24 protein-coding genes are annotated in these 25,396 nt (G+C 60.7%); 15 read left to right on the top strand and 9 right to left on the bottom strand.

All coding sequences use genetic code 11. The features are described 5' to 3' along the window. The first annotated feature begins 187 nt into the window (after positions 1 to 187). The 7 genes from R0125_RS09715 (at position 188) to R0125_RS09745 (ending at position 6,766) form a co-directional block, all read left to right on the top strand. Positions 188 to 2,152: a dynamin family protein gene (locus tag R0125_RS09715; protein WP_248185033.1), complete on the top strand. Its 1,965-nt coding sequence runs from the start codon at positions 188 to 190 to the stop codon at positions 2,150 to 2,152. 122 nt (positions 2,153 to 2,274) lie between these two features. Next, entirely contained in the window at positions 2,275 to 3,423 is a 1,149-nt protein-coding gene (locus tag R0125_RS09720) for a homoserine O-succinyltransferase MetX (RefSeq protein ID WP_248185034.1), read from the top strand. Further along, entirely contained in the window at positions 3,420 to 4,022 is a 603-nt protein-coding gene (gene metW, locus R0125_RS09725; protein ID WP_248185036.1) for a methionine biosynthesis protein MetW, read from the top strand. The genes R0125_RS09720 and metW overlap by 4 nt, the downstream gene beginning before the upstream one ends. Beyond that, the gene (locus R0125_RS09730) at positions 4,019 to 4,468 is read left to right on the top strand and encodes a DUF4426 domain-containing protein (protein ID WP_410797603.1); all 450 of its coding nucleotides are present in this window, start codon (positions 4,019 to 4,021) and stop codon (positions 4,466 to 4,468) included. Before metW ends, R0125_RS09730 begins: the two co-directional genes overlap by 4 nt. Then, on the top strand, positions 4,468 to 5,085 hold the full coding sequence (gene rdgB / locus R0125_RS09735) for an RdgB/HAM1 family non-canonical purine NTP pyrophosphatase (protein WP_317238020.1): 618 nt from the start codon (positions 4,468 to 4,470) through the stop codon (positions 5,083 to 5,085). Before R0125_RS09730 ends, rdgB begins: the two co-directional genes overlap by 1 nt. Then, positions 5,082 to 6,233: a radical SAM family heme chaperone HemW gene (gene hemW / locus R0125_RS09740; protein WP_317238021.1), complete on the top strand. Its 1,152-nt coding sequence runs from the start codon at positions 5,082 to 5,084 to the stop codon at positions 6,231 to 6,233. Before rdgB ends, hemW begins: the two co-directional genes overlap by 4 nt. A 68-nt stretch (positions 6,234 to 6,301) precedes the next feature. Further along, positions 6,302 to 6,766, top strand: coding sequence for a hypothetical protein (locus tag R0125_RS09745; RefSeq protein ID WP_410797646.1), 465 nt, complete (start codon positions 6,302 to 6,304; stop codon positions 6,764 to 6,766). Positions 6,767 to 6,783: 17 nt separating this feature from the next. Here the strand turns inward: R0125_RS09745 and trmB are convergent, their stop codons facing one another. From trmB to R0125_RS09760, 3 genes are all read right to left on the bottom strand, one after another. Then, a complete protein-coding gene (gene trmB / locus R0125_RS09750; protein ID WP_317238022.1) occupies positions 6,784 to 7,500 on the bottom strand; it encodes a tRNA (guanosine(46)-N7)-methyltransferase TrmB in 717 nt (238 codons plus the stop codon). Between the two features lie 74 nt (positions 7,501 to 7,574). Next, complete coding sequence (locus tag R0125_RS09755; protein WP_317238023.1) at positions 7,575 to 9,098, bottom strand: YifB family Mg chelatase-like AAA ATPase; 1,524 nt, start codon at positions 9,096 to 9,098, stop codon at positions 7,575 to 7,577. A gap of 41 nt (positions 9,099 to 9,139) precedes the next feature. Next, positions 9,140 to 9,394: an accessory factor UbiK family protein gene (locus tag R0125_RS09760; protein WP_248185045.1), complete on the bottom strand. Its 255-nt coding sequence runs from the start codon at positions 9,392 to 9,394 to the stop codon at positions 9,140 to 9,142. Positions 9,395 to 9,780: 386 nt separating this feature from the next. Here R0125_RS09760 and glnK point away from each other — a divergent pair, with 386 nt between their 5' ends. Then, the gene (glnK, locus tag R0125_RS09765) at positions 9,781 to 10,119 is read left to right on the top strand and encodes a P-II family nitrogen regulator (protein ID WP_004578958.1); all 339 of its coding nucleotides are present in this window, start codon (positions 9,781 to 9,783) and stop codon (positions 10,117 to 10,119) included. Between the two features lie 71 nt (positions 10,120 to 10,190). After that, positions 10,191 to 11,459, top strand: a complete 1,269-nt coding sequence (locus R0125_RS09770; protein ID WP_248185047.1) for an ammonium transporter — start codon at positions 10,191 to 10,193, stop codon at positions 11,457 to 11,459. Positions 11,460 to 11,526: 67 nt separating this feature from the next. Here the strand turns inward: R0125_RS09770 and speE are convergent, their stop codons facing one another. Next, positions 11,527 to 12,408: a polyamine aminopropyltransferase gene (gene speE, locus R0125_RS09775; protein ID WP_317238024.1), complete on the bottom strand. Its 882-nt coding sequence runs from the start codon at positions 12,406 to 12,408 to the stop codon at positions 11,527 to 11,529. Between the two features lie 216 nt (positions 12,409 to 12,624). Between speE and speA the strand changes: the two genes are divergently transcribed. Further along, positions 12,625 to 14,541, top strand: coding sequence for a biosynthetic arginine decarboxylase (gene speA / locus R0125_RS09780; protein ID WP_317238025.1), 1,917 nt, complete (start codon positions 12,625 to 12,627; stop codon positions 14,539 to 14,541). A gap of 6 nt (positions 14,542 to 14,547) precedes the next feature. Here speA and R0125_RS09785 read toward each other — a convergent pair whose 3' ends face one another. Beyond that, positions 14,548 to 15,588 (bottom strand): AraC family transcriptional regulator, encoded by a 1,041-nt coding sequence (locus R0125_RS09785; RefSeq protein WP_317238026.1) that lies wholly within the window; start codon positions 15,586 to 15,588, stop codon positions 14,548 to 14,550. Positions 15,589 to 15,832: 244 nt separating this feature from the next. Between R0125_RS09785 and R0125_RS09790 the strand changes: the two genes are divergently transcribed. Both R0125_RS09790 and R0125_RS09795 read left to right on the top strand, forming a co-directional pair. Beyond that, positions 15,833 to 16,432 (top strand): sigma-70 family RNA polymerase sigma factor, encoded by a 600-nt coding sequence (locus R0125_RS09790; protein ID WP_248185054.1) that lies wholly within the window; start codon positions 15,833 to 15,835, stop codon positions 16,430 to 16,432. Then, the gene (locus tag R0125_RS09795; protein WP_317238027.1) at positions 16,429 to 17,070 is read left to right on the top strand and encodes a ChrR family anti-sigma-E factor; all 642 of its coding nucleotides are present in this window, start codon (positions 16,429 to 16,431) and stop codon (positions 17,068 to 17,070) included. Before R0125_RS09790 ends, R0125_RS09795 begins: the two co-directional genes overlap by 4 nt. Positions 17,071 to 17,112: 42 nt before the next feature. Here the strand turns inward: R0125_RS09795 and R0125_RS09800 are convergent, their stop codons facing one another. Beyond that, complete coding sequence (locus tag R0125_RS09800; RefSeq protein WP_317238028.1) at positions 17,113 to 17,856, bottom strand: SDR family NAD(P)-dependent oxidoreductase; 744 nt, start codon at positions 17,854 to 17,856, stop codon at positions 17,113 to 17,115. A 202-nt stretch (positions 17,857 to 18,058) separates the two neighbouring features. Between R0125_RS09800 and R0125_RS09805 the strand changes: the two genes are divergently transcribed. The 3 genes from R0125_RS09805 to R0125_RS09815 all read left to right on the top strand — a co-directional run bounded on the left by R0125_RS09805 (position 18,059) and on the right by R0125_RS09815 (position 22,757). Then, positions 18,059 to 19,834: an acyl-CoA dehydrogenase C-terminal domain-containing protein gene (locus R0125_RS09805; protein WP_248185060.1), complete on the top strand. Its 1,776-nt coding sequence runs from the start codon at positions 18,059 to 18,061 to the stop codon at positions 19,832 to 19,834. A gap of 235 nt (positions 19,835 to 20,069) precedes the next feature. Beyond that, complete coding sequence (gene tcdA / locus R0125_RS09810; RefSeq protein ID WP_317238029.1) at positions 20,070 to 20,882, top strand: tRNA cyclic N6-threonylcarbamoyladenosine(37) synthase TcdA; 813 nt, start codon at positions 20,070 to 20,072, stop codon at positions 20,880 to 20,882. Between the two features lie 21 nt (positions 20,883 to 20,903). Continuing rightward, complete coding sequence (locus tag R0125_RS09815) at positions 20,904 to 22,757, top strand: sodium:proton antiporter (RefSeq protein ID WP_317238030.1); 1,854 nt, start codon at positions 20,904 to 20,906, stop codon at positions 22,755 to 22,757. Here the strand turns inward: R0125_RS09815 and R0125_RS09820 are convergent. The 3 genes from R0125_RS09820 to R0125_RS09830 all read right to left on the bottom strand — a co-directional run bounded on the left by R0125_RS09820 (position 22,754) and on the right by R0125_RS09830 (position 25,394). After that, positions 22,754 to 23,737 (bottom strand): NADP-dependent oxidoreductase, encoded by a 984-nt coding sequence (locus R0125_RS09820; RefSeq protein ID WP_248185065.1) that lies wholly within the window; start codon positions 23,735 to 23,737, stop codon positions 22,754 to 22,756. The genes R0125_RS09815 and R0125_RS09820 overlap by 4 nt on opposite strands. A 95-nt stretch (positions 23,738 to 23,832) precedes the next feature. After that, complete coding sequence (locus tag R0125_RS09825) at positions 23,833 to 24,309, bottom strand: acyl-CoA thioesterase (RefSeq protein WP_248185067.1); 477 nt, start codon at positions 24,307 to 24,309, stop codon at positions 23,833 to 23,835. Beyond that, entirely contained in the window at positions 24,306 to 25,394 is a 1,089-nt protein-coding gene (locus R0125_RS09830) for an SMP-30/gluconolactonase/LRE family protein (RefSeq protein ID WP_317238031.1), read from the bottom strand. The genes R0125_RS09825 and R0125_RS09830 overlap by 4 nt, the downstream gene beginning before the upstream one ends. Between the last annotated feature and the right edge of the window lie 2 nt (positions 25,395 to 25,396).

The raw sequence follows: 25,396 nt of genomic DNA on the forward strand, positions 1-25,396 counted from the left end.
GATTCGACGGTCTTTTTTTGACCGAAACCTGACGTTCTGCTATACACACCTGCTTGCACAAATAAAGACATATCCGGTGGTTACGTTACACTTGTCGGTAGCTTGCCCGAGGTTCAGCCGTCGAGCGCCGAGATACCTCGATCCACCCAGAAACTGTTACCCGGAAGTCGCGCAGAAGGAAATTCCGATGAACAAACAAGGAACTCTGTCGCAGCAGGTAGAGGCTTACCACAACTGGAAGAAAGAACTGATCCGCCAGATCGGTCGATACCGTTTGTGGTTGCAGGACAACAACCTGTTCTCAGAGGATGTCAGCGGCCGTATTCGCCACGGTCTGGAACTGCTGATTGAAGACGAGTTGACCATCGCCTTCGTGGGTGAATACTCCCGCGGTAAAACCGAATTGATCAACGCGCTGTTTTTCTCCGAGTATGGTCAGCGCATGCTGCCGTCCCAGGCCGGGCGGACCACCATGTGTCCCACCGAGCTGTTCTTTGATCGCACCGCCAACGCCAACTACCTGTTGCTGCTGCCGATCGAGACCCGCACCGGCGATCTTTCCCTGCAGGACCTGCGCAGACAGCCGGAGCGCTGGGTCAAACACGACCTGGACGAGCGCAACCCGGATATCATGCGGGAAGTGCTGGCGGAAGTGGCCAGAGTCAAAAGCGTGTCGCCGGCCGAGGCGCGGGCACTCGGCTTCGACGAGGACATGCTCGAGCACGATCGCAACAACCCCGGCCATGTACTGGTACCGGCCTGGCGCAATGCCCAGATCAGCATCCGCCATCCGCTCTTCGAGCGTGGCCTGCGCATTCTCGACACACCGGGGCTGAACGCCCTGGGCTCCGAGCCGGAACTCACCATCAGCATGCTGCCCCGGGCCCATGCGGTGATCTTCCTGCTCAGCGCCGATACCGGCGTGACCGCAAGCGACATGACCATCTGGAAAGAGCATATTGATACCGAGCATGCGGACCATCGCGCCGGCCGCTTTGCCGTGCTCAACAAGATCGACGTGCTGTGGGATGACCTGCAAGGTGACCAGCACACCCGCGACGCCATCGAGAAAGTACGCGACTATACCGCCGATCATCTGGGCATCCGCCATGGCGACGTGATCCCGCTATCCGCCAAACAGGGCCTGGTCGCGCGGGTGAGAAACAACACCGACCTGTTCGAGCGCTCCAATCTTGGTCAACTGGAGCAACTGATCATTCAGCGCATCCTGATGCACAAGGAACAGCTGATCACCCAGAGCCTGATCAACGACCTGCTGGGCATGCTGCAGAACAGTCAAGCCGCCATGCAGACCCGGCTCTATGCTCTCGAAGAGGAATTGCAGGCATGCTCCGGCGCTACCATGGACAAGGCCGCCCTGCGTCGCCTCGCCGACCGCGCCCAGAAAGATTACGACTTTTACTACAAGAAGCTGATTACCCTGCGCTCTAGCCGGCGCCTGATGGATTCCCAGGGCAACATGCTGAGAAAGCTGGTTAGTGAGGAGCGATTCGAAAGCCACGCTGACAAGGTGCGCCAGATGATGTCGAAAAGCTGGACCACCGCGGGCATGAACCGCGGCATGGACCACTTCTTCGAGCTGCTGGAAAGCGACCTCAACAATCTGATGAGCGAAGGTCAATTGGCCGAAAAGATGGTCGGCGCCATCTATCGCCGCTACAACGAAGACACCCGGGCCCGGCACCTGGAACCGATTCCGCTGAGGTCGGGACGCCATGTCATTGCGATCCGCGAGCTGCGCAAAAAAGCCCGACGCTTCCGCATCAGCCCCAAAAACCTGCTGACCGAGCAGTCTGTGCTGGTGCGTCGCTTCTTCAACGTCATGGTGAACGAAGCCCGCACTCTGCACCAGCGCACCCGCGCCGATGTAGACCGCTGGCCCTCTGAGGCACTGCTGCCAATCATGCAGTATTCCATGGAACAGAAACAGCTGCTGGAGCACCAGATCCGCCGCCTCAGGGACATGGTGCGCAGCGACCGTGACGGCCGCTCAGAGCGGGAACGCCTGCACAACACCATTACCGACCTGCGCCGCCAACTGGAACTGGCCGATGCCATGCAGCGCCAGATTCGCAAGCCGGCCCCCACGCTGATCCAGCAGAAAGTCGTGAACATCTCTGGCGCCGTCTGAGGCGCCCGGGCATCCGGCGGTTGCAGCCGCCGGAGCCGGCCTTTAAACTGCTGGGCTGGCAAACACTCTCTCCCTGTGTTGCTCCGGACTTCCACTGACTGAACCAGGAACCTGTCGCGCCGATGCCCGATTCCCTGCCAACGGATTCTGTCGGGATAGTCACCCCGCAGACCCTACACTTTGACGCGCCGATCACTCTGGCGTGTGGGCAAACGCTGGAAAGCTACGATCTGGTGATCGAAACCTACGGTGAACTGAACGCCGACGCCAGCAACGCTGTATTGATCTGTCACGCGCTCAGCGGTAACCACCATGCCGCCGGCTACCACACCATGGACGAGCGCAAGCCAGGCTGGTGGGACAGCTGCATTGGCCCCGGCAAGCCCATCGATACCAACCGGTTTTTCGTGGTCAGCCTGAACAATCTGGGTGGCTGCCACGGCAGCACCGGCCCCAGCAGCATCAACCCGGCCACTGCACAGCCCTACGGCCCGGAGTTTCCGGTGATCACGGTCAGTGACTGGGTGCAAAGCCAGGCGCTGCTGGCGGACCGACTCGGCATCGCGTGCTGGGCCGCGGTCGTGGGCGGCTCCCTGGGCGGCATGCAGGCGCTGCAGTGGAGCCTGGATTACCCGGACCGTCTCCGCCATGCAGTGGTGATCGCGTCCACCCCACGCCTGACGGCCCAGAACATCGCCTTCAACGAGGTGGCGCGTCAGGCGATCACTTCGGATCGTGAATTTCACGACGGCCGCTACCAGGACTTCGAGGCACTGCCGCGCCGCGGCCTGATGCTGGCACGAATGGTGGGCCACATTACCTACCTGTCCGATGCCTCCATGGGCGAAAAGTTCGGTCGCGAATTGCGGGACCAGGCCTACAAGTTCGGCTATGACGCAGAATTCCAGGTGGAAAGTTACCTGCGCTATCAGGGCGAACGCTTTTCCGAAGTGTTTGACGCCAACACCTACCTGCTGATGACGCGGGCACTGGATTATTTTGACCCGGCCTATGAGTTCGGCGGCGATCTGTCGAAAGCGCTGGCGGCGGCCCGCTGCGAATACCTGGTGTTGTCGTTCAGCACCGACTGGCGCTTCACCCCGGCGCGCTCGGAAGAAATGGTCAACGCCATGATTGCTGCCCGTAAACGGGTCAGTTACGCGGAAATCGACGCCCCCTGGGGCCACGATGCGTTTCTGATACCCACCCCCCGCTACACCGACATCTTCACCGCCTACATGGACCGTGTCGCCAGAGAGGTGGGCGCATGAGACTGGATCTGGAAATTATTCAACAGTGGGTTCAGCCCGGCCACCGGGTACTTGATCTCGGTTGCGGTGACGGCACCCTGCTGGACTTCCTCCAGCGCGAACGGGGCGCCACCGGATTTGGGCTGGAGATCAATCCGGATCACATCACCACCTGCATGGGGCGTGGCGTTGCGGTGATCGAACAGAACCTGGATACCCAGGGGCTGGGCAATTTCGAGGACCAGACTTTCGACATCGTGCTGATGACCCAGGCACTGCAGGCCGTTCGCCGCCCGGATATGGTGCTGGATGAAATGCTGCGGGTCGGTCGTGAAGGTATCGTCACGTTCCCCAATTTTGCCCACTGGCGGCTGCGCTGGGGACTGACGTTTAAAGGGCGTATGCCCGAATCCGACGCGCTGCCGTATAAGTGGTATAACACCCCCAACATCCGCCTGTGCACTTTCAAGGATTTCGAAGCCCTGTGCCGGCAGAAGAACATTCGCATCAAGAGCCGGCGGGTGGTCGACGGGCAGCACCAGAACAGCTGGCTTGCCCGGTTGTGGCCCAACATGCTGGGGGAAATCGCCATTTACCGTATAACCCGGGAGACACCATGATGAGCAATCTCAAACATTGGCTGGGCATCGCGCTGATCTGCCTGTTTACCTTCAGCACCCCTGCCCACGCCGGCTCCAAGAACTTCGGTGACTATCAGGTGCACTACAGCGTGTTCCCCAGCACCTTTCTCAGCGCCGAGGTTGCTCAGGCCAACGACCTCAACCGCAGCAAGGGCATCGGCATCGTCAATATCGCCATCATGCGCGAGGGCGAAGACGGCGGCCTGGAGCCGGTATCGGGCCAGGTGGAAGGCAAGGTACTCAATGATATCCAGCAAACACGGTTTCTGCCTTTTCGGCGTATTCAGGAAGGCGACGCGGTCTACTTCATCGCGGAATACCAGTATCGCTCCGCGGAGCTGATGACGTTCCAGATCACCGCGCGCCCCACCGGCGGTGGCAAGGACCTGCCAATCCGGTTCGCCCACACACTGTTCAACGACTGATGACAGACACTCATCGCAAGCTGGTGATTGCCAGCAACAACAAAGGCAAGATCGCGGAACTGACCGATCTTCTGAGTCCGTTGGGACTGCAACCGGTAGCCCAGGGCGAGCTGGGAGTCAGTGAGGCGGAGGAGCCCGCCGTCACTTTCGTGGAGAACGCCATTCTCAAAGCCCGGCATGCGTCCCGCATCACCGGCCTGCCAGCCCTTGCCGACGACTCCGGGCTCGCGGTAGACGCCCTCGGTGGCGCCCCCGGCGTCCGCTCGGCGCGCTATGCCGGCGAACAGGCCAGTGACCGTGACAATATCGACGCGCTGCTCGCAGCCATCAACGGTGTGCCGGAGGCTGACCGCGGCGCGCAGTTCCACTGTGTGCTGGTGTACTTGCGTCACGCCGACGACCCCACCCCGGTGATCTGCCACGGGCGCTGGCCGGGGCGCATTCTCAGCGCAACTCAAGGCGACGGTGGTTTCGGCTATGACCCGGTATTCCTGGTACCGGAAACCGGAACCAGTGCGGCGGAACTGACGCGGGAACAGAAAGGCCGGATCAGTCATCGCGGCCGCGCTCTCGCCCAGTTACTGACCCAGCTTGAGCAGGGAGCCAGCTCAGCGTGACCGACACACCACGGGCGGACGTGGCACAGCTACCCCCGCTGAGCCTCTACCTGCACATGCCCTGGTGTGTCCGCAAGTGCCCCTACTGCGATTTCAATTCCCACGCCCTGGCCGGCGATATCCCCGAAACGCCCTACCTCCGTGCCCTTATCGAGGATCTGGACCAGGACCTTGCGCTGGTTCAGGACCGCGCCATTCAGACGGTTTTCATTGGCGGCGGCACGCCCTCACTGATGTCCGCACCGTTTTATCGTGAACTGTTCAGGGCCCTCCGCCAGCGGCTGGATTTTGCCCCGGACGCGGAAATCACCCTGGAAGCCAATCCGGGCACCCTGGAACAGGGCCGCTTTGAGGCTTTTCGCGGCGCCGGCATCAACCGTCTGTCACTGGGCATCCAGAGTTTCAATGCGGACCACCTGAAAGCACTGGGCCGGATTCACGATGACCGGGCTGCCCATCAGGCCATTGAGGCCGCCAGGGTTGCCGGGTTCGACAATTTCAACCTGGATCTGATGCACGGCCTCCCGGGGCAGACCCCGGAAAACGCCGTGGCGGATCTGGAAACGGCGCTGGCATGGCAGCCACCCCACCTTTCCTGGTACCAGCTGACCCTGGAGCCCAACACGGAATTCTACAGCCGCCCGCCGCCCTTGCCCGATGATGACCGCCTCTGGGAGATCTACCAGCGGGGGGGAGACTGCCTGCGGGCCCACGGCTTTCACGATTACGAAGTGTCCGCCTGGTCTCGCCCCGGCATGGCCTCACGCCACAATCTGAACTACTGGACTTTCGGCGATTACCTGGCGCTGGGTGCCGGCGCCCACGGCAAGATCACCCGACCCGACTCGATCACACGCTACTGGAAAACGCGGCAGCCGACGGCGTACCTGAACCGCATTGGCAGCCGCACAGCGGGATCAGAAGTGATCGAGCAAGATGAGTTGCCGCTGGAATTCCTGATGAACGCTCTGCGGTTGACCGACGGCGTTGAAGAATCCCTGTTCCGAACAAGAACCGGTTTACCCCTGAGCACAGTTGCGGTAAAACTTAAACAGTTAAGGAAGGAACATCTGTTAGACCCTGACCGAATCAAAACAACAGATCTGGGCCAGAGGTATCTCAACAGCCTGTTGGAGCGTTTTCTGTAATGGACATTGTGAACATCATCCGATCCCTGCCGGGCCGACTGAAGCTCGGCGTGATCGTGACGACCCTGATGCTGGCAGCCCTGCTGGTAATCAACCAGCCACTTCAGACCAGCTCAGCGCCCCAAGGCATCGTGAGCTATCAACTGGCGGCTACCGCCGATCAGTCCATGGCCATCCTCAGGAGCTGGCGCGGCGACGCCATGGTCTGGGCCCAGGTTTCGCTCTGGCTCGATTTCCTGCTGGTGCCGGCTTACGTGTTCACCTTGCTGATGCTGACCAACCAGCTGACGCAGGATCGTCCCGGGGTGCGTGAACGCAACGTGGCGCGCTGGGTGCGAGCTCTGTTCGTGAGTGCCGGCATCAGCGACGTGGCGGAAAACATCCTGCTGCTGAACAACCTCAACCCGCCCACAGACAGCCTGAGCCTGTCGGCCACGCTCTGCGCGCTGGTCAAGTTCACCGGTTTATTGCTGGGAATCGCGGGGCTTGTAATCATCCGGGCCGCAAGGCGTCACCCGCTGGCTCACGGATAACGCCCGACCACGGCCGTTCAGTTGGTGCGGTGGAAGAGCAGATCCCATACTCCGTGGCCGAGGCGCTCCCCGCGCTTCTCGAATTTGGTGATGGGGCGATCGTCCGGGCGCGGTGAGAACTGGCCGGGCTCCTGGGTGTTCGCGAAGCCCTCCGACCCACTCATCACCTCCATCATGTGTTCGGAGTAGTTTTCCCAGTCTGTCGCCAGGTGTAATACCCCACCGACCCTCAACTTGTGACGAATGCGCTGAACAAACTCGGGCTGAACCAGCCGCCGCTTGTTGTGACGCTTCTTGTGCCAGGGGTCCGGGAAAAATACCATCACCCGGTCGAGGCAGGCATCCGGCAGGCACAGATCAATCACATCATTGGCGTCAATGGCGTACACCCGCACATTCTCCAGCTTGCGGTCTTCCACCTCTTTTAACAGGGCGCCGACGCCGGGCAGATGCACCTCCACACCAACGAAGTCCTGCTCAGGGGCGGCTTCCGCCATATCCGCCAGCGACTTGCCCATACCGAAGCCGATCTCCAGATTGAGCATGGCATCGCGGCCGAACACCTCGCGGGGGTCGATCATGCCCTGCTCCCGGGTGAGACCATACACCGGCCAGCTGCGCTCGTAGGCTTTTTTCTGGCCCTCCGTCATGCGTCCCTGACGCAGTACAAAGCTGCGAATTCCCCGGCGGGTTGTGACGGGTGATTCGTTGGACAGATCTTTCTCATCGGTCATCGGTCTTCCTCAACCGCGGGCAGCGGATTCAAGTTCTGGAAATAGTAACCGACAGTTTACCAGAGAGAGCGGTTTCAGGTTGATACCAAAGAGCTGCGGGACTGCTGCCGGTCCAGCTTCCGATACCCCAGTGCCTCGACCAGGTGGCCACTGGCAATGCGCTCGCAACCGTCAAGATCCGCAAGCGTTCGTGCTACCCGCAAAATCCGGTGCAGTGCCCGCGCCGACAGCCCCAGTTTCTCCAGGGCGCCGGACAGCAAGGTCTCGCCCTGACGGTCCAGGCGACAATGGGTGTGCAGCGCGGCCCCGGCCAGGGACGCGTTGACCGCACCGCGCCGGAGCTGACGATCCCGGGCTTCCGCCACACGGGCACGAACCAAGGCACTGGATTCACCATCCTGCTGGCGCTGCATCAACACCTCACTGCCCTGCACCGGAACCTCCACATGGAGGTCAAACCGATCCAGCAGGGGGCCGGATACCTTGCCGCGATACCGCATTACCTGCTGGGGTGTGCACTGGCACTCTATGGTGGGGTGGCCGTTGTAGCCGCAGGGGCACGGATTCATCGCCCCCACCACCTGGAATCGCGCCGGAAAGGTTACCTGGCGGGCCGCACGGCTGATCGCAATTTCGCCACTCTCCATGGGCTCACGCAGCACTTCCAGGACCCGACGTTCAAACTCCGGTAATTCGTCCAGAAACAGTACGCCGCGATGGGCGAGTGAGATTTCCCCCGGTCGCGGACTGCTGCCGCCACCCACCATGGCCACCGCCGAAGCTGTGTGATGCGGCGACCGGAACGGCGGCTGACGCCAACCGCCGTTCCGGTCCGCTAGCCCCGCCACGGAGTGCACGCTGGCCACTTCCAACGCAGCGTCTGTGGTTAACGGCGGCAGAATGCCCGGCAAGCGACTGGCCAACATACTTTTCCCGGTCCCTGGCGGGCCAAAAAAAAGCAGGTTGTGGGCACCCGCGGCGGCCACCTCGAGCGCTCGGCGAGGCACGCTCTGCCCGCGGACATCGGCCAGATCGGGGCCTGCCTGGTCATTCCGGCCCAACTCCTCGGCCGGCACCGGCACCAGCCTGGCGCGGCCACACAGATGCTCGCACACGGTCAGTATGTGGGCTGCCGCCAATACATCGTCCTCACTTGCCAGGGCCGCCTCCGCTGCATTCGCCTGCGGCACCAGCAGGCGGCGGCCCTCAGCACGGGCAGCCAGCACAGCAGGCAGCACACCTTTGAGTGGGCGCAATGCGCCATCCAGGGACAGTTCGCCCAGAAACTCCACATCGACCAGGCTTTCTCGAGGTATCTGTCCGGACGCGGCGAGAATACCCAGCGCGATCGGCAGGTCAAAGCGACCGCCCTCTTTCGGCAGGTCTGCAGGCGCCAGATTGATGGTGATGCGACGGGCAGGGAATTCGAAACCGGCATTCAGCAGGGCACTGCGCACCCGCTCTTTGCTTTCGCGCACGCCGGTTTCCGGGAGCCCGACGATGGACAGAGCCGGCAGACCACCGGACAGATGCACTTCAACCGTAACGGTCGGTGCAGACACGCCAATGCTGGCGCGGGAATGGACTATAGCTAACATGACGACCTTCCATGGTCAGTTTTTTACAAGCGGCAACCTGCTCAGGCGGGTGGCAGGCGTTTCTCCAGTTCAGCCACGCGCTTTTCCAGCGCATCGACTTTCTCCCGGGTCTTCATCAACACAGCCTGCTGCGCATCAAACTCATCCCGGGTTACCAGTTCCAGCCGGGACAGCACCGACATCACGGTGGCCCTCGCCTGGGTTTCAAAGTCTTCCCGGGCCGCACGGGCCATGTCGGGTACAAACTGGCCAAACTGCCCCTGCAGCTGGGTCAGAAAATCTTGCGGTCCTTTCACGAAATCACCTCTCTGGCATCGACAATTCCCGGTCGCGACCGCGACTCAGCCGCCCGGAACGGACTCGCGGAAGTGTATCACATCGCAGGCCCTGCCATACTGTAGGCCGTCCGCAGTATAATGGCGGGGCGAAACGGTTGCCGCAGTGCGCCAATTTGGCTCGCTGCACACACCGTTGCTCTGTTTTGGTGCAGCATAATGTTCCAAACTGGAGCGGCAGTTTCTCAAGCAACTGGTTTTAAACACATTTTTTGCGTTGGCACACCCGATGCTATAAGCCTAGTACGCAATCCGCACAATTGGTGTGCGAGGTGGCAGCATCCCGACCTCAACACAAACGGCCAATGGGCCCTCAATGTTGGGACGGCTTTACCAAGGAGAAAGCAATGAAACTTGTGACAGCGATCATCAAGCCTTTCAAATTGGATGATGTCCGTGAGGCACTATCCGAGATTGGCGTGCAAGGCGTAACCGTCACTGAAGTGAAAGGCTTCGGACGGCAAAAGGGCCACACAGAGCTCTATCGTGGCGCGGAATACGTGGTGGACTTCCTGCCCAAGGTCAAAGTAGAGGTTGCCATTGGCGACAACCTGCTGGACCAGGTTATCGAGTCCATCACCAAGGCAGCCAACACGGGCAAGATCGGTGACGGCAAAATCTTCGTGACCGAACTCGAACAGGCAATTCGTATCCGGACCGGTGAAACCGGCGAGGAAGCGGTCTGACGACCGTCTGAATTCCCAATAGCCAACGCAAAAAACTTATAACCTGAAAAGCCTCGTGCGGAGGGCTTCATATGGAAAGCAATATCTTTCACTTGCAGTACGCTATAGATACCTTTTATTTTCTGGTGTGTGGTGCATTAGTCATGTGGATGGCAGCTGGCTTCGCCATGCTGGAATCCGGCCTGGTTCGTGCCAAGAACACCACTGAAATTCTCACCAAGAACGTGGCACTGTTCGCGGTGTCCTGCACCATGTACCTGGTCTGCGGCTACGCAATCATGTACGGGGGCAACATCTTCCTGTCCGGCATGGGCGACGTGGACGTCGGCGGTGTGATGGGCGATTTCGCGAGCCGTGACGGCGGCTTCGAGGGTGGTTCCATCTACTCTGGCGCGTCTGACTTCTTCTTCCAGGTGGTGTTTGTGGCCACGGCCATGTCCATCGTGTCTGGTGCGGTTGCTGAGCGCATGAAGTTGTGGGCGTTCCTGGTGTTTGCGGTCGTAATGACTGGCTTCATCTACCCGATGGAAGGTGCCTGGACCTGGGGCGGAGCTTCCGTGTTCGGCATGTACACGCTCGGTGACCTTGGCTTCAGTGACTTCGCCGGTTCCGGCATCGTTCACATGGCAGGTGCCGCTGCGGCTCTGGCGGGTGTGATCCTGCTGGGTGCCCGTAAAGGCAAGTACGGCCCGAACGGTGAAATCCGCGCCTTCCCGGGTGCCAACCTGCCGCTGGCGACACTGGGTACCTTCATCCTGTGGATGGGCTGGTTCGGCTTTAACGGTGGCTCGGTACTGAAACTGGGTGACGTGGCAAGTGCTCACTCTGTTGCCATGGTGTTCCTGAACACCAACGCAGCCGCTGCCGGTGGTGGTATCGCCGCGCTGATCATGGCACGTCTGATGTTCGGCAAGGCTGACCTGACCATGCTGCTCAACGGTGCGCTGGCTGGCCTGGTGACCATCACCGCAGAGCCTTCCACCCCGACCGCCCTTACAGCAACTCTGTTCGGCGCCCTGGGTGGCATTCTGGTGGTCCTGAGCATCGTCACCATGGACAAGCTGCGCATCGACGATCCGGTCGGCGCCATCTCGGTCCACGGTGTGTGTGGTCTGCTGGGTCTGCTGCTGGTGCCGATCACCAACGGTGACTCGACCTTCTTCGGCCAGATCGTGGGCGCGCTCACCATCTTTGTTTGGGTGTTCGTCACCAGCCTGATTGTCTGGGGTATACTCAAGGCGGTCATCGGCATCCGCGTCACCGAAGAGGAAGAGTACGAAGGTGTGGATCTGTCCGAATGTGGCATGGAAGCCTATCCGGAGTTCGTCAGCAGCAAGTAATCTGACGACAGCAAAACGAAAAGGGGCGCTCGCAAGAGCGCCCCTTTTTTTTGTTTTGCCCGTTCCTTCAGGCCTCGCCGGGAATCACCCGATCTTCCAGCGCATCCACCATGAACTGAGGCATCGCGAGCGCGCCGCGGTGGGTTCCGGCGTTGTAATAGCGGGTCACAAACGGTCGCTGCTCGGCGTCTTCCTCGCGGAAATACTGCACCGGCTTGTCTTTACCGGCCATGGTGCAGCTCCACCAGCCGGTCGGATACACCGGCTGCGGAAAAGGCAAGGTCTGCACGTGGTCGAATCCGGCCTTGCGCATATCCTCGTGGATGCCTTTGATGATGGTGTCAGTGTGCAACAGCGGGGACTCGCTCTGCTGGACGATCAGTCCGCCATCCCGCAGTGCCAGCAGGGCGTCGCGGTAGAAGTCCAGCGCGAACAGCCCCTCGGCGGGGCCAACCGGGTCGGTGCTGTCTATGATGATGACATCGATGCTGGCCGGCTCTACGTCGCGCATCCACTGTATGCCATCGCCAAAGAAGAAGTTGGCGCGGGGATCGTCATTGGCGTCACACAGCTCGGGAAAATACTTTTCCGACAGGCGGGTCACCCGCTCGTCGATCTCCACCTGCCACGCCTCTTCAACGCCGGGGTGCTTCAGCACTTCCCGGAGCGTGCCGCAGTCACCGCCACCGACAATCACGACCTTCTTCGGGTCGCGGTGGGTAAACAGTGCGGGATGGGTCATCATTTCATGGTAAAGAAAATTGTCCCGGGTGGTCAGCATCACGCAACCGTCCAGAACCATGAGATTACCGAAGGTCTCGGTCTCGTAGATTTCCAGCTTCTGGAATTCGCTCTGCTCCTCGTGCAGCTTCCGTTTTACCTGCAGGGAAAACGCCGTTCCCTGGTCCTGGAATACCTCGGTAAACCAGCCGTCGTTCAATGCTGTCATGGTATGTCTCCCTTTCGTCAAAGCAGATAACGCTCACGCGAGCCAGATAGGTTTTGCCGGTATTGTAGGGGCGCAGGGCCGTCAGCTAAAGCACTATAGCGCACCGCTATCCACGTATTTTCCGTACAGGGTTCTTTTAGCGAACCCGCGGAATCCATACAATGGCGCCCATACGCCGGCATTCACCCGGCCCGGATTCAGCACAGGAAGCCCACGATGACCCGAACCACCGGAAGCGCCGCCCACAAGGTGTACAACATCGCCCAATGGAGTGATGGCTATATCGACGTGAACGAGCAGGGCGAAGTGCTGATCCGGCCTGAGCGGGGTCACCGCAGCGACAGCGGCACCATCAATCTGCCGGAGCTGACCCGTTCGCTCACCTCCCGTGGCATCCAGCTACCGGTGCTGATCCGTTTCACGGATATCCTTCACGATCGGGTCAACAAACTCTGCGGCGCGTTCAACAGGGTAGCGGACGAACACGGTTACCAGGGCCGCTACACGGCGGTCTATCCCATCAAGGTCAATCAGCAGCGGCGCGTAGTGGAAGAGTTGCTGCGGGCCGAACCGGCAGCCAGCAATCACCAGATCGGCCTTGAGGCCGGCAGCAAACCGGAGCTGATGGCGGTACTGGCGATGTCACGCCAGCCCGGTTCGGTTATCGTGTGCAACGGCTACAAGGACCGCGAGTACATCCGCCTGGCGCTGATCGGACAGAAGCTGGGACACCGGGTGTTCATCGTGGTGGAAAAACAGTCTGAGCTGCCGCTGATTCTGGACGAAGCCCGCAATCTCGGTATCTCCCCACTCATCGGCGTGCGCGCCCGGCTCGCCACCATCGGCAAGGGCAACTGGCAGAATACCGGCGGCGAGAAGTCCAAATTCGGGTTGTCGGCCAGCCAGGTACTGGACGTGGTCAGCACCCTGCGCGAGGCTAATGCACTGGACGCCCTGCAGCTACTGCATTTCCATCTGGGCTCACAGATCGCCAACATTCGCGATATCCAGACCGGTCTGCGGGAGTGCGCACGCTTCTACAGCGAACTGCGTCAGCTCGGGGCGCCCGTTGGCACGGTGGATATCGGCGGCGGGCTGGGAGTTGATTACGAGGGCACACGCTCCCGCAGCAGCTGTTCGATGAACTACAGCGTTTACGAATACGCCTACAACGTCGTTCACGTGCTGCAATCGGAGTGCGACCGTGCCGGCATCCCCCATCCGGATCTGATCAGCGAATCCGGGCGCGCACTGACCGCGCACCACTCGGTGCTGGTCACCAACGTGATTGACCGCGAAGTGCCCGACCACCGCGAACCGATGCCACCGACTGCCGACGCCAGCGCGCCCTTGCTGGATTTGTGGCGGGACCTGGAGAGTCTTCAGGACGAGCAATCACCGCGCTCGCTGGCCGAAATCTATCACGACGTGATGCACGCCATGACCGACGTGCATGCCCAGTTCGCCCATGGCCTGCTGGCGCTGACCGAGAGAGCCAGCGCTGAAACCCTATACACCAACTGCTGCCGCATTCTGCGATCGAGACTGGACAGCAGCAACCGCGCACACAGGGAAATCATCGACGAGCTGAATGAAAAGCTGGCGGAGAAGCTGTTCGTCAATTTCTCGCTGTTTCAGTCACTGCCCGATGTCTGGGGTATTGATCAGATCTTTCCGGTCATGCCCATCAACGGGCTGGACCGCCCCCTGTGCCGGCGGGCGGTGATTCAGGACATTACCTGCGATTCCGACGGCCGCATCGATCGCTACGTCGATGGTCAGGGCATCGAAACGACTCTGCCGCTGCCGGAAGAAAAGGCCGGTGACCCGCTGCTAATGGGATTCTTCATGACCGGTGCCTATCAGGAGATTTTGGGCGATATGCACAACCTGTTCGGTGACACCCATTCGGTAGACGTACATCTTACCGACGCCGGGCATTACACCGTCAGCGATGCCATCCACGGCGATACCGTGGCCAAGGTACTGCGCTATGTGAATTTCGAGCCGGCGGCGCTGCTGCAGTCCTATCAGCACCAGTTCGAGGCCAGTGAACTCGGGACAGAGGAGCAGGAACAGCTGCTTGGCGAACTGAGGAACGGCCTCGAAGGCTACACCTACCTGGAAGAGTGAGGCCTGTCAGCGACCCGGAAGGTGCCGTGCCCGCCATGCGGTGGGCGCCACGCCCTCCCACTTGCGAAAAGCACGGCCAAAATTGGAAGGGTCGCTGTATCCCAGCGTGACGGCGATTTCGTCAATACCCAGTCGCCCACGGCGCAATAGCTCCAGCGCTCGTTTATGCCGGATCCGGTCCAGCAGCACCTGATAGCGGGCACCTTCACTGCTCAGTTGCCGCCGAAGGGTTCGCGGCGACACGCCCAGCTGATCGGCGACCGCCTCCAGCCCCGGCAGGCTGCCACCGCGCACCGACTCCAACACTCGCATCACTCGCGCTGTCACCGACGTGGCCGCATCTATGGATCGCAACTCCTCCTCGCACTGCGCCTCGGCGACACGCCGGGTAACCGGATTGGACAACGAGATCGGCAGATCCAGAAACGATTTGCGAAAACGAAGCTGGTTAACGCCGCAGGCAAAATCGACTCGATCACCGAAAATGGCCAGGTAATCCCGTGCGTGTTCCGGCTCCGGGTAATCCAGCCGGCATACGCCGCTTTCGATCAGCCGGGCACCGAACAGCAACTGGTTGACGTCCATCAGTGACGCCATCACCACCTCGATGTTAAAGCGGTAAAGGTCCTCAACTTCGTGAGCCAGGCTCAGCTGGACCACCGCATCCTCGCCTTCCACGAAAAAATCCAGCTCCATGTACTCGAAACGTATGCGAAAGTATTTGATCAGCACCGACAGTGCCTGCTGCAGGGTGTCGCAACTGATGGCGGCCTGCGACAGTGAACCGTGGGTGGTGAATTTGAGGCGGCGGCCAAACTCCAGACCCAATGCGGAATGACCGCTGCGCCTCAGGGCCTCACGGCACAGCATCGTAAACTGCTCAACCGTGATCAGATTGTCAGGATGGCTCAGCATGGACGGACGAATACCCGCCGACGTCAGCAGTGGCCCTCGTAGAACGTCGTGTTCGCCGGCCAGCTGGCACAGGATGTCAGCGTAATGGGCGCGAATGACCGGCAGAGAGCCGGAAGCTCCGGGAGCGTTCATGACGGGGATGATCTCTGGTTATTATTGATGCTTGAGACTAGTCCGGCTTATTGCCTTGCGCAATCACCCTGCCGACACCCAAAACCCGGCGCCCGTGCAATGTTTGCCGATAACGGCTTTTTGCTGCTGCGGTTGATCCATCCGGATCAGTGTCCCGTACATACCGTGACTGACAAACCCGCGACGAGTGCATAGAATGATGACTAGAACAAGCTCAAATCATGCAACAGTCAAGGAGCGTCCGGTGTCCACACTGGAGCAGAAACCAGCCCGCGCCGAGGGACGAAAGGACCCTTGGAGCCAAATGCTGGAAAAAGTGGGTAAAAACCAGGATCGCCAGGCGTACCATGCGCTGTTTGAGCATTTTGGGCCGCAGATCAAGTACTACGCCATGGCTAACGGCCTGGCCAGTCACGCCGAAGAGTTGGTGCAGGAAGTCTTTGTATCAATCTGGAGACGTTCCTGCCTGTATGACTGGCGCAAAGCGGCGGCGTCTACCTGGATTTTCACCATCGCGCGGAACCAGCGAATCGATATGCTGCGCAAAATGAAGCGCACCAGCGCCGAAATGCAGGTCGAAACCGAGGACCTGTGGCAGATTCCGGGCGATAATGAAGACGAGCCCGTCACCTCGCTGCACCGTCTGATGTCAGAACGCCGGATTCGGGAGTCGCTGAGCCATCTCCCCGAAGAGCAGATTACGGTTATCGCCAAGGTCTACATGGAGAACAAGTCGCACCAGATGGTGGCAGACGAACTCGACATTCCCCTCGGCACCGTGAAAAGCCGGGTGCGCCTGGCGCTGAACAAACTGAAAGTGATTTTGCAGGATCAGAACGTATGACACGGCACCACCCTGATAGCCTGACGCTGATGGAATACAGCGCCGGCAACCTGACCGAGCCCCATGCTCTTTGCATCCGGCTCCATCTGGACCAGTGCCCGCACTGCCGCAGCCGCGTCGATACGCTCGACAGCCTGGGCGCGGTAATGATGGAGCATCAGCCCAAAGCCGATGTCAGTGAAAGCATGTTTGACCGCATCCTTTCCCGCATCGACAGCGACGTCGAGAAGAATGACGTCGTGAGGCGGGACGTTCACAGGATGAGTCCGCTGCAGAAACTGCTGGGCGAAGATCTGGACAGCCTGCCGTGGAAGCGGCAACTGGGGGATGTGAGTGTTCTCGACATTTCTGAACGCTTCCCGGGCCAGAGCGAGCAGGTCGTTCTGCAGAAACTGGCCGCGGGCGGCAAGGCGCCGGCTCACACCCACCGCGGTGAAGAGACCACCATCGTCCTGCAGGGAGCGTTTGCGGATCAGAAGGGCGTGTTCAATCAGTGGGACTTCGTGGTTCTCAACGATCAGGACGAACACAAGCCAGTCGCTGTCGGTTGCGAAGACTGCATCACCCTGTCTGTGCTGAGCGCCCCGGTGAAACTCACCGGCACGTTCACCCGCATGCTCAATCCGTTCATTCGCTGAATCAAGCGTGCATCCCGGGGCCCTGGTCGGCCCCGGCATTCCTTACCAGGGCAGTTCTGCCCCATCCCAGTTATAGAAGCAGCCGTTGCCACTCTCATCCAGCGCGTCCATGACCGCCAGTATGTTTGTCGCCGTCTGCCCTGCACTGTGCACTTCCAGTTGCGCCAGTGAGGCCGCGAAAGGCTCGCTCAGGGCAGATCGTGTGGTGCCCGGATGCACTGCCACACAGGCCACCGGCTTGCAGCGGCGGGGCAGCTCGACCGACAGCGTCTTTACCAGCATGTTCAGTGCGGCTTTCGAGCTGCGGTAGGCGTACCAGCCACCGAAGCGGTTGTCAGAGATAGATCCGACTTTGGCGGAGATCGCGACCACACGCTTGAAGCGGCGATGCTTCAGCCAAGGCATGAGCGCCCGGATCAACAACGCGAAACTGGCGGCATTGACCTGAAACGCCTGCACCAGTGCATCACCATCCAGATCCTCCACCCGCTTTTCGGGGAACATGCCTGCACCGTGCAGGATACCTGCCGCAAAGACCACGTCGTCGAGGCCTTCCGCAGCAGCGAGCATGCCCACGAGACTGGCGGCCACATTTTCAGCGGCCCCGGGACGAGCTGCATCCCAGTCCAGCAGGCTAACCCTGGGCGATTGCGCGATCGCCTCTGGCACCTTTCCCGGGCTGCGGCACAATCCGATAACGCGCACCGAGGGGTCCCGCTCAAGCAGCTCCAGAGCTATACCGCTGCCTATGGCTCCGGAAATCCCCGCTATCAGCACATTCTGCATAACTACCCTCCCCACTTGCTGGCCACGATTGATCCAAACGATAGAGATCATACGAATTCTTTGCGCATCAGACTGCCCCGGCAGTGAACCGGCAGATTCAAACACCCGTATGAACACAGGCATTAACCGTAACCACTGTGCGCCCCACAACCGGGCGTGCGGAAGTGCATAACGACACGCGTTGAGTTGAGGAGAGAAGTCCATGCAATACCAGGCTCCGGCGAATGACCTTCGCTTTCTGTTGTTTGACGTATTGGGTGCCGATCGGCTCCACGAACTGGAAAAATACGCCGACGCAACACCCGACCTGATTTCCGCTGTTATCGACGAAGCCGGCAAACTGGCCGCTGAGGTGATCCAGCCCACCAACCAGATTGGTGACCGGGAAGGCTGCCACTACGATCCTGAGAGCCACGCTGTCAAGACTCCGGAGGGTTTCAAGGAGGCGTACCGGAAGTTCGTTGAGGGCGGCTGGACCGCTTTGGACGCTCCTCTCGAGTTTGGCGGCCAGGGGCTGCCCCACACCCTGAAATTCGTGGTGGACGAAATGGTGTGCTCCACCAACCTGTCGCTCGGTATGTACCCGGGCCTGACCCACGGCGCCATCAGCGCCCTGCACGCCCACGGCTCCGATGAGTTGAAGCAGACCTACCTGGAAAAGCTGATCTCTGGCGAGTGGACCGGCACCATGTGTCTGACCGAGCCCCAGTGCGGTACTGATCTGGGCCTGATCCGCACCCGCGCCACGCCCAACGACGACGGCAGCTACGCCATCGAAGGCACCAAGATCTGGATCACCGGCGGCGAACACGACCTGACCGACAATATTGTGCACCTGGTTCTGGCCAAGCTGCCCGGCGCGCCCGACACCACCAAGGGCATTTCCCTGTTTGTGGTACCCAAGGTACTGCCGGATTCCGGTGAGAGAAACCCCGCATTCTGCGGCGGCCTTGAGCACAAGATGGGCATCAAGGGCTCTGCCACCTGCGTGATGAATTTCGAGGGTGCCAAAGGCTGGCTGGTTGGCGAGCCCAATAAAGGCATGCGATCGATGTTCACCATGATGAACGAAGCCCGCCTGATGGTGGGCATGCAGGGTCTGGGGCTGGCCGAGATGGCTTACCAGGAAAGCCTGGGCTTCGCTCGTGAGCGCTTGCAGAGCCGCTCCCTGAGCGGTCCGAAAAACGCCGACGGCCCGGCCGACCCGATCATTGTGCATCCGGACGTGCGGCGCATGCTGATGCGGCAGAAAGTCCTGAACGAAGGCATGCGTGCTCTGGCGCTGTTCACCGGCCACCAGCTTGACCTGTCGGTAGCCCATCCGGACGAAGCCGTTCGTGAATCTGCAGACGACCTGGTGCAGTTGCTGACCCCGGTTGTTAAAGCCTTCCTGACGGACGAAGGTGCCAACAACGCCAACACCGGCCTTCAGGTTTTGGGCGGCTCCGGTTTCACCACTGATTGGCCGCTGGAGCAGCTGGTTCGGGATGGCCGTATCGCGCGCATCTACGAAGGCACCAACGGCATCCAGGCAATGGACCTGGTAGGCCGTAAATTGAGCCTCAAGGGTGGCCAGTTGGTACGCACGCTGTTCGGTGTGTTGACGGATTACCTGAAAGACAACGCTGATGCGCCCCACCGGGAAGAGCTCAAGGGTGCCATGAAGGCACTCGAGACCGCTACGCTTTGGCTGGCCACTAACGCCCCGAAAGACCCGGAACAGGCTGGGGCGGCAGCAACGCCTTACCTGCGCCTGATGGCACTGACGGTGGTCGGCTACATGTGGTCACGCATGGCCAACGTTGCCAAGCAGCAACTCGAGGCCGGCGAAGGCAATACGCCTCTGCTGCAGAGCAAGTTGGTGTCGGCGCGTTACTACTTCGAAAAACTGCTGCCGGAAGTACAGTGGCTGTTGTCTGACATCGAAAGCGGCAAGGACGCCATGATGGCGTTCGAGGATGACCACTGGGCCGCCTGAGGGACACCCGGCCGAGCTATGGCCGGAAATGACCGAGCATTGTCAGGTTCTGACCTTCCGCCAACGGCGCCGGAACCCGATAATGGCTAGGTTGATTAGTGTCTCTGAACTAGTCCTGTTCAGCTCCCCGTCGGGCTGAACAACTTGCTTGTAAGCCACGCTCTGCGTGGCTTTTTTTTATGCCCTCCTCCCATTGCGTTACAATCCCGGTCTTTGCCTGACACCGGAGCCCCCCATGAGCCCAACCGGCGACACCCCGGACACTGATGACTACCGTTTCCGTTTTGGCGGCATTGAGCGCCTGTATGGCCGCCGTGCGCTGGACGCCTTTCGCCAGTCCCATGTGGCCATCGTCGGGCTTGGCGGTGTTGGCTCCTGGGCCGCAGAAGCGCTGGCGCGCTCCGGCGTCGGCACGCTGACCCTGATCGATATGGACGACATCTGTGTCTCGAACACCAACCGCCAGCTGCATGCGCTGGAAGGACAGTACGGGCGCACCAAGACCGACGCCATGGCCCAGCGGTTGCGGGCGATCAATCCCCACGCAGACATTCGCATCCACTTCGGTTTCCTGACCACCGGGAACGCGGCCGATCTGATCACCGCAGACATCACCGGTGTGGTCGATGCCATCGACAGCGTGAAGTCCAAAGCCGCCCTGATTGCCCACTGCCAGCGACGCAAGATTCCGATTGTCTGTGCCGGTGGGGCCGGGGGCCAGATGGACCCCAGCCAGATCCGCGTGGGCGATCTCAGCAAAACCATCCAGGATCCGTTGTTGGCCAAGGTTCGCAACATGCTGCGTCGTGACTACGGTTTCTCCCGCAACCCCAAGCGCCGTTTCGGCATCGAGGCCGTATACTCGCTGGAGCAGCTGACGTATCCTGCCGGTGATGGCGAGGTCTGCCTCCAGAAACCGGTAACGGAAGGACCGGTTCGCCTGGATTGCGCATCCGGGTTTGGTGCGGCCAGTCCGGTGACCGCCAGTTTCGGTTTCTTTGCGGCCGCACGGGTACTCAACCGTATTGCCAGACGTACCACTCTCTAACTCAATGGATCTGACATCACCATGCCACTGAGCACTGTCCTGCTACTTGCCAGCATTGGCGTCCTGTCTCTGTTCTGTCAGTGGCTGGCGTGGCGGGTCAAAATGCCTGCCATCCTGTTTCTGCTGGCGGGCGGCATCGCCGCGGGCCCCCTGTTCGGCTTCCTGGCCCCGGAGGCGGTGTTCGGGGATCTGCTGTTTCCGCTGATCTCCCTGTCAGTTGCCATTATCCTGTTTGAAGGCAGCCTGACCCTGCGCTACGAGGAAATCCGCGGCCACGGCAAGATGGTCCGCAACCTGATTCCGGTGGGGTCAGTGGTCACCTGCCTGATCGGCACGCTGGCGGCACGCTGGATGCTGGGCGTATCCTGGGAGGTTGCCCTGCTGTTCGGTGCCATTTCCATTGTAACCGGCCCCACGGTCATCGCGCCTTTGCTCCGATCGGTGCGTCCCGACGCCAAGCTTGCCAATATTCTTCGCTGGGAAGGCATCATCATTGATCCGGTCGGGGCACTGCTGGCGGTACTGGTGTTCGAAGGCATCGTGTCCTGGGGCCAGGGCAACGTGTTCGGGCATTCTCTCTACATCTTCGGCAAGACCCTGGCAGTGGGCTTTCTCATCGGCGCCGTGGCCGGCTACCTGAACGGGCTGGTGCTGCGTAAACACCTGGTGCCTCAGTATCTGCATAATGCCGGCACGCTCACATTCATGCTGGGCGTCTACGCCATCTCCAACGAGCTTGCCCATGAGTCAGGGCTACTGACGGTGACGGTGATGGGGATCTGGATGGCTAACATGAAGCAGGTGCCCATTGACGACATCCTCGAGTTCAAGGAATCCCTCAGCGTACTGCTGATTTCGGCGTTGTTCATCATTCTGGCGGCACGGGTCGAGTTTGCCGCCATCGCCGAACTTGGCTGGGGCCTGGTTGGTGTGCTGGCGGTACTGATGCTGGTCGCCCGGCCCGCCAGTATTTTTCTGTCATCCATCGGTACCAGCCTGCATTGGCGCGACAAGCTGTTCCTGAGCTGGATCGCTCCACGGGGCATCGTGGCAGCGGCGGTTTCCGCGCTGTTTGCCTTCCAGCTGCAGAAACTCGGTTACGAGAGCGCGGGCGCCCTGGTTCCACTGATATTCATGCTGATCATTGCCACAGTCACCCTCCAGAGCCTGACCGCCAGGCCGCTGGCACGGCTGCTCAAGGTGGCCGAGCCGGCGGAATTCGGCTTCCTCATTCTGGGCGCCAACCCGGTGGCACGGAAAATTGCCGTGGCCCTGAAAAAATACGAGGTGCCGGTAACCGTGGCCGATACCAACTGGGAGAATATCCGGCAAGCGCGCATGGAAAACCTGAATGTCTACTTTGGTAACCCGGTGTCGGAGCACGCCTCCACCCACCTGGACCTGACCGGCATCGGCAATCTGCTGGTCATATCGCCCTACAAGCACATGAACTCGCTGGCCACTTACCACTTTCTGGATTGGTTCGGAAAAGACTCGGTGTTTACCCTGGCCGAAGGCGACCCCGACCAGAAGGCACGGCATCAAACCGCTGAAAAGATCCAGATGACCCGCGGCCTGTTCGATGGCGTCAGCTACGCCAAGCTGGCGAGCCTGGCCAGCCAGGGTTACACCGTGAAAACCACCCAGCTTAGTGACGAGTTCACCTACGACGATTTTCTGGAGAAGTATCAGCATCAGGCGCTGGTGCTGTTCGTGTTCGACGGCAAGGGGCGGGTTGCACCGGTACTGGACAAAGACGATGTCGAGCCGGAAACCAACTGGGCACTGATCAGCCTGGTGCCACCCCAGCCACCGAAAGAACGCCGTGAGAAAGACGAGCGGGAAGCAGACAGCGAAGGCAGCCCAAGGCCCTAGCGGCAGTCCAGCACCAGCTTGCCGCGCACATGACCGCCCTCAAGCAGTTCATGGGCCTCGGCCACCGCGTGCAGCGGGAAGGCACGCTCGATGTGCACCTTGACGTCGCCGTCCTCGATCAGCTCGGCAATCTCGTCGAGGTGGAACACATCCGGGCGTACGGTCATGCCATGGGCCCGCAGGCCCAGTTCCTCAGCCGCACTGATGATTTCATCCGCCGTCACCGTGGGGATGGTCACCAGAACGCCGTGCTCACCAAGTGTGTGGAGGGAGCGTTTGCCGGTCTCGCCGCCAATCAGATCCAGCACCACATCGAGGCCATAACACTCTTCAGCCACGTCTGTGGTGCGGTAGTCAATCACTTCATGAACACCCAGCTCGGCGAGAAAATCACGGTTGCCAGCGGAGGCGGTTGCCACCACATGGGCGCCCCGCTCGAGTGCGAACTGCACGGCAAAATGCCCGACACCGCCGGCGCCGGCGTGAACCAGTATTTTCTGCCCGGATTCCAGCTTCGCCACTTCAAACAACGCCTGCCAGGCCGTCAGGGCCGCCAGCGGCAGCGCACCGGCGGTGACCAGGTCCAGCTCCTCTGGCACAATCGCCACCTCATCCGCCGCGGCAATGGCATACTGGGCGTAGGCTCCACCGGCGGCGGGAAAGCCGATCATACCCATCACCCGGTCTCCGGCCGCCAGGGTGGTCACGTCCTCAGCCACCGCCACCACTTCACCGGCCACGTCGTATCCAGGTGTCCAGGGCAGGCGGTCTTCAATCTGCCGCGCCGCAAAACCCAGCCCCTTGCGAGTTTTCCAGTCGATGGGGTTCAATCCGGCACCGTGCACGCGGATCAATACCTGCCCGGCGCCCGGTCGGGGAACCTCTGAGCGCACCACCTGCAGCACGTCCCGTTCCCCGAAGTGCGCATAAGCAACACAGGACATGGCGGTTTCGGCGTTCTGATCAACGGTCGTTTCCATGGCACTCTCCGGACAGCGGGCTGGCAACAGGCAAGGGGCCTGTGTTTTTCTCAGATTAGCAGAAGTTCAGATTGTGGCGCGCATCAATCGCACGCTCAACCGGATGTGAGTCCCGGCGCACCGGTCACAACGGCGGCACCAAGAATGTCGGCGAACGCTTTTGGCGCCCGCGATGGCCGCTGTGATTTGAGATCGACGCAGGCGTGGGTGGAGGTGGCCCGGACCAGAGTCTTGCCATCTGCCGGACGCACCAGCTGGAACTGGCGCGACGACCGGAAACGGCCATCATAACCGGTCAGCCAAGTGGCCAGAACCAGTTGGTCTCCGGTGTTGGCCGCGGCCAGGTAATCGATCTCGGTGCGGGTAATGGCCATCGCCTTGCCGGTTTCCTCGTGCAGCGCCCAGGTCATTCCGAGACTCTCGATGTGCGCCCAACTGACGTCCTCCAGCCACCGCACATACACCACATTGTTGGCGTGGCCGAGGCGGTCGGTATCTTCCGCCCTGACCTCAATCTCGATGGTGAACGGCGACGGCAGGTCCCACTCAATGCGGTCAGCGTGCGCGGTCATTCCTGGCTCTCTCCCAGATCCGGTATGGCCCGCAACGGTAGCCGGCCAATACGGTCGTTGTGAAGTGAACCAAAGTATAAATGACCATCGTGGGGATTCACCGAGGTGATCTCCTGCAGGTGCGTACCCCGGGTGTCGTGCAGGCTGGTGATCACGTTGCCGCTGGCATCGAACGCCAGTACCAGCCCGTACTCCTCGGGCTTCGGCTGGAAGCCGTCCGGCAGCTTGGCCACCAGATCCTTGAGCCAGGGCTTGCGATGCATGGCATCCACCTGCGGGTTGCGCAGCGTCGGAAAGGCCACCCAATAGCGGCCCGCCTCGTCGACCGCCAGATTATCAGGGAAACCGGGCAGGTTGTCGGCAAAGACTTCGGCCTGGCCCGCCTTGGGGCCACTGATCCAATACCGCAGAATGCGATATTTCCAGGTCTCGTTGACCAGGACGTAGTTGCCCTCGGGTGACACTGCTACACCGTTGGCGAAGTGCAGGTTCCGCACCAGGGTTTCGGTGCGGCCGGTGTCCGGATCGTACCTCAGCAAACGCCCATGGGGGCGCATCTCCAAAAGATCCAGCACATAATCCGGCTGTTCAAATCGGGAACTGGCGTCGGAAAAGTAGATGCGGCCATCAGGGGCAATGTCCACATCATCGGTGAAGCGGAACGGCAAGCCTTCGGACTCCAGCGCCAGCGTTGTCATGCTCTTGTCCGGCGCGATGGACACCAGGCCTTTCCAGGCGTCCGCAACGATCAGATTCCCCCCGGCGTCAAACACCAGGCCCAGCGGCCGCCCCCCCGTGTCCAGCCAGTTCTCCACACGGCCGTCCGGCCATACCCGGACAATCTTGCCGTCCTGGGTGCCACTGTAAACAACACCATCAGGACTGACCGTGGTGTCTTCCGGACCATACACCTGCCCTTGTGCCAGCAGATCTGCCAGTTTCAGACGCTCGTTGGGCGCCAGCTTACCGGTCAGCGCCGGTGGCGGTGGCGCCTCCCAGGCTTTACTGTCGACGGGCGACGGCGCCAGCAAAAAGCTCCCGAGCAGTAAAAATACGATCAGCAACAGCCCCAAAAACCACTTCATAA

Origin of the sequence: Marinobacter sp. M-5 (assembly GCF_032911545.1) — a bacterium.
In the GTDB taxonomy this organism is placed as follows: Bacteria; Pseudomonadota; Gammaproteobacteria; order Pseudomonadales; family Oleiphilaceae; genus Marinobacter; species Marinobacter goseongensis.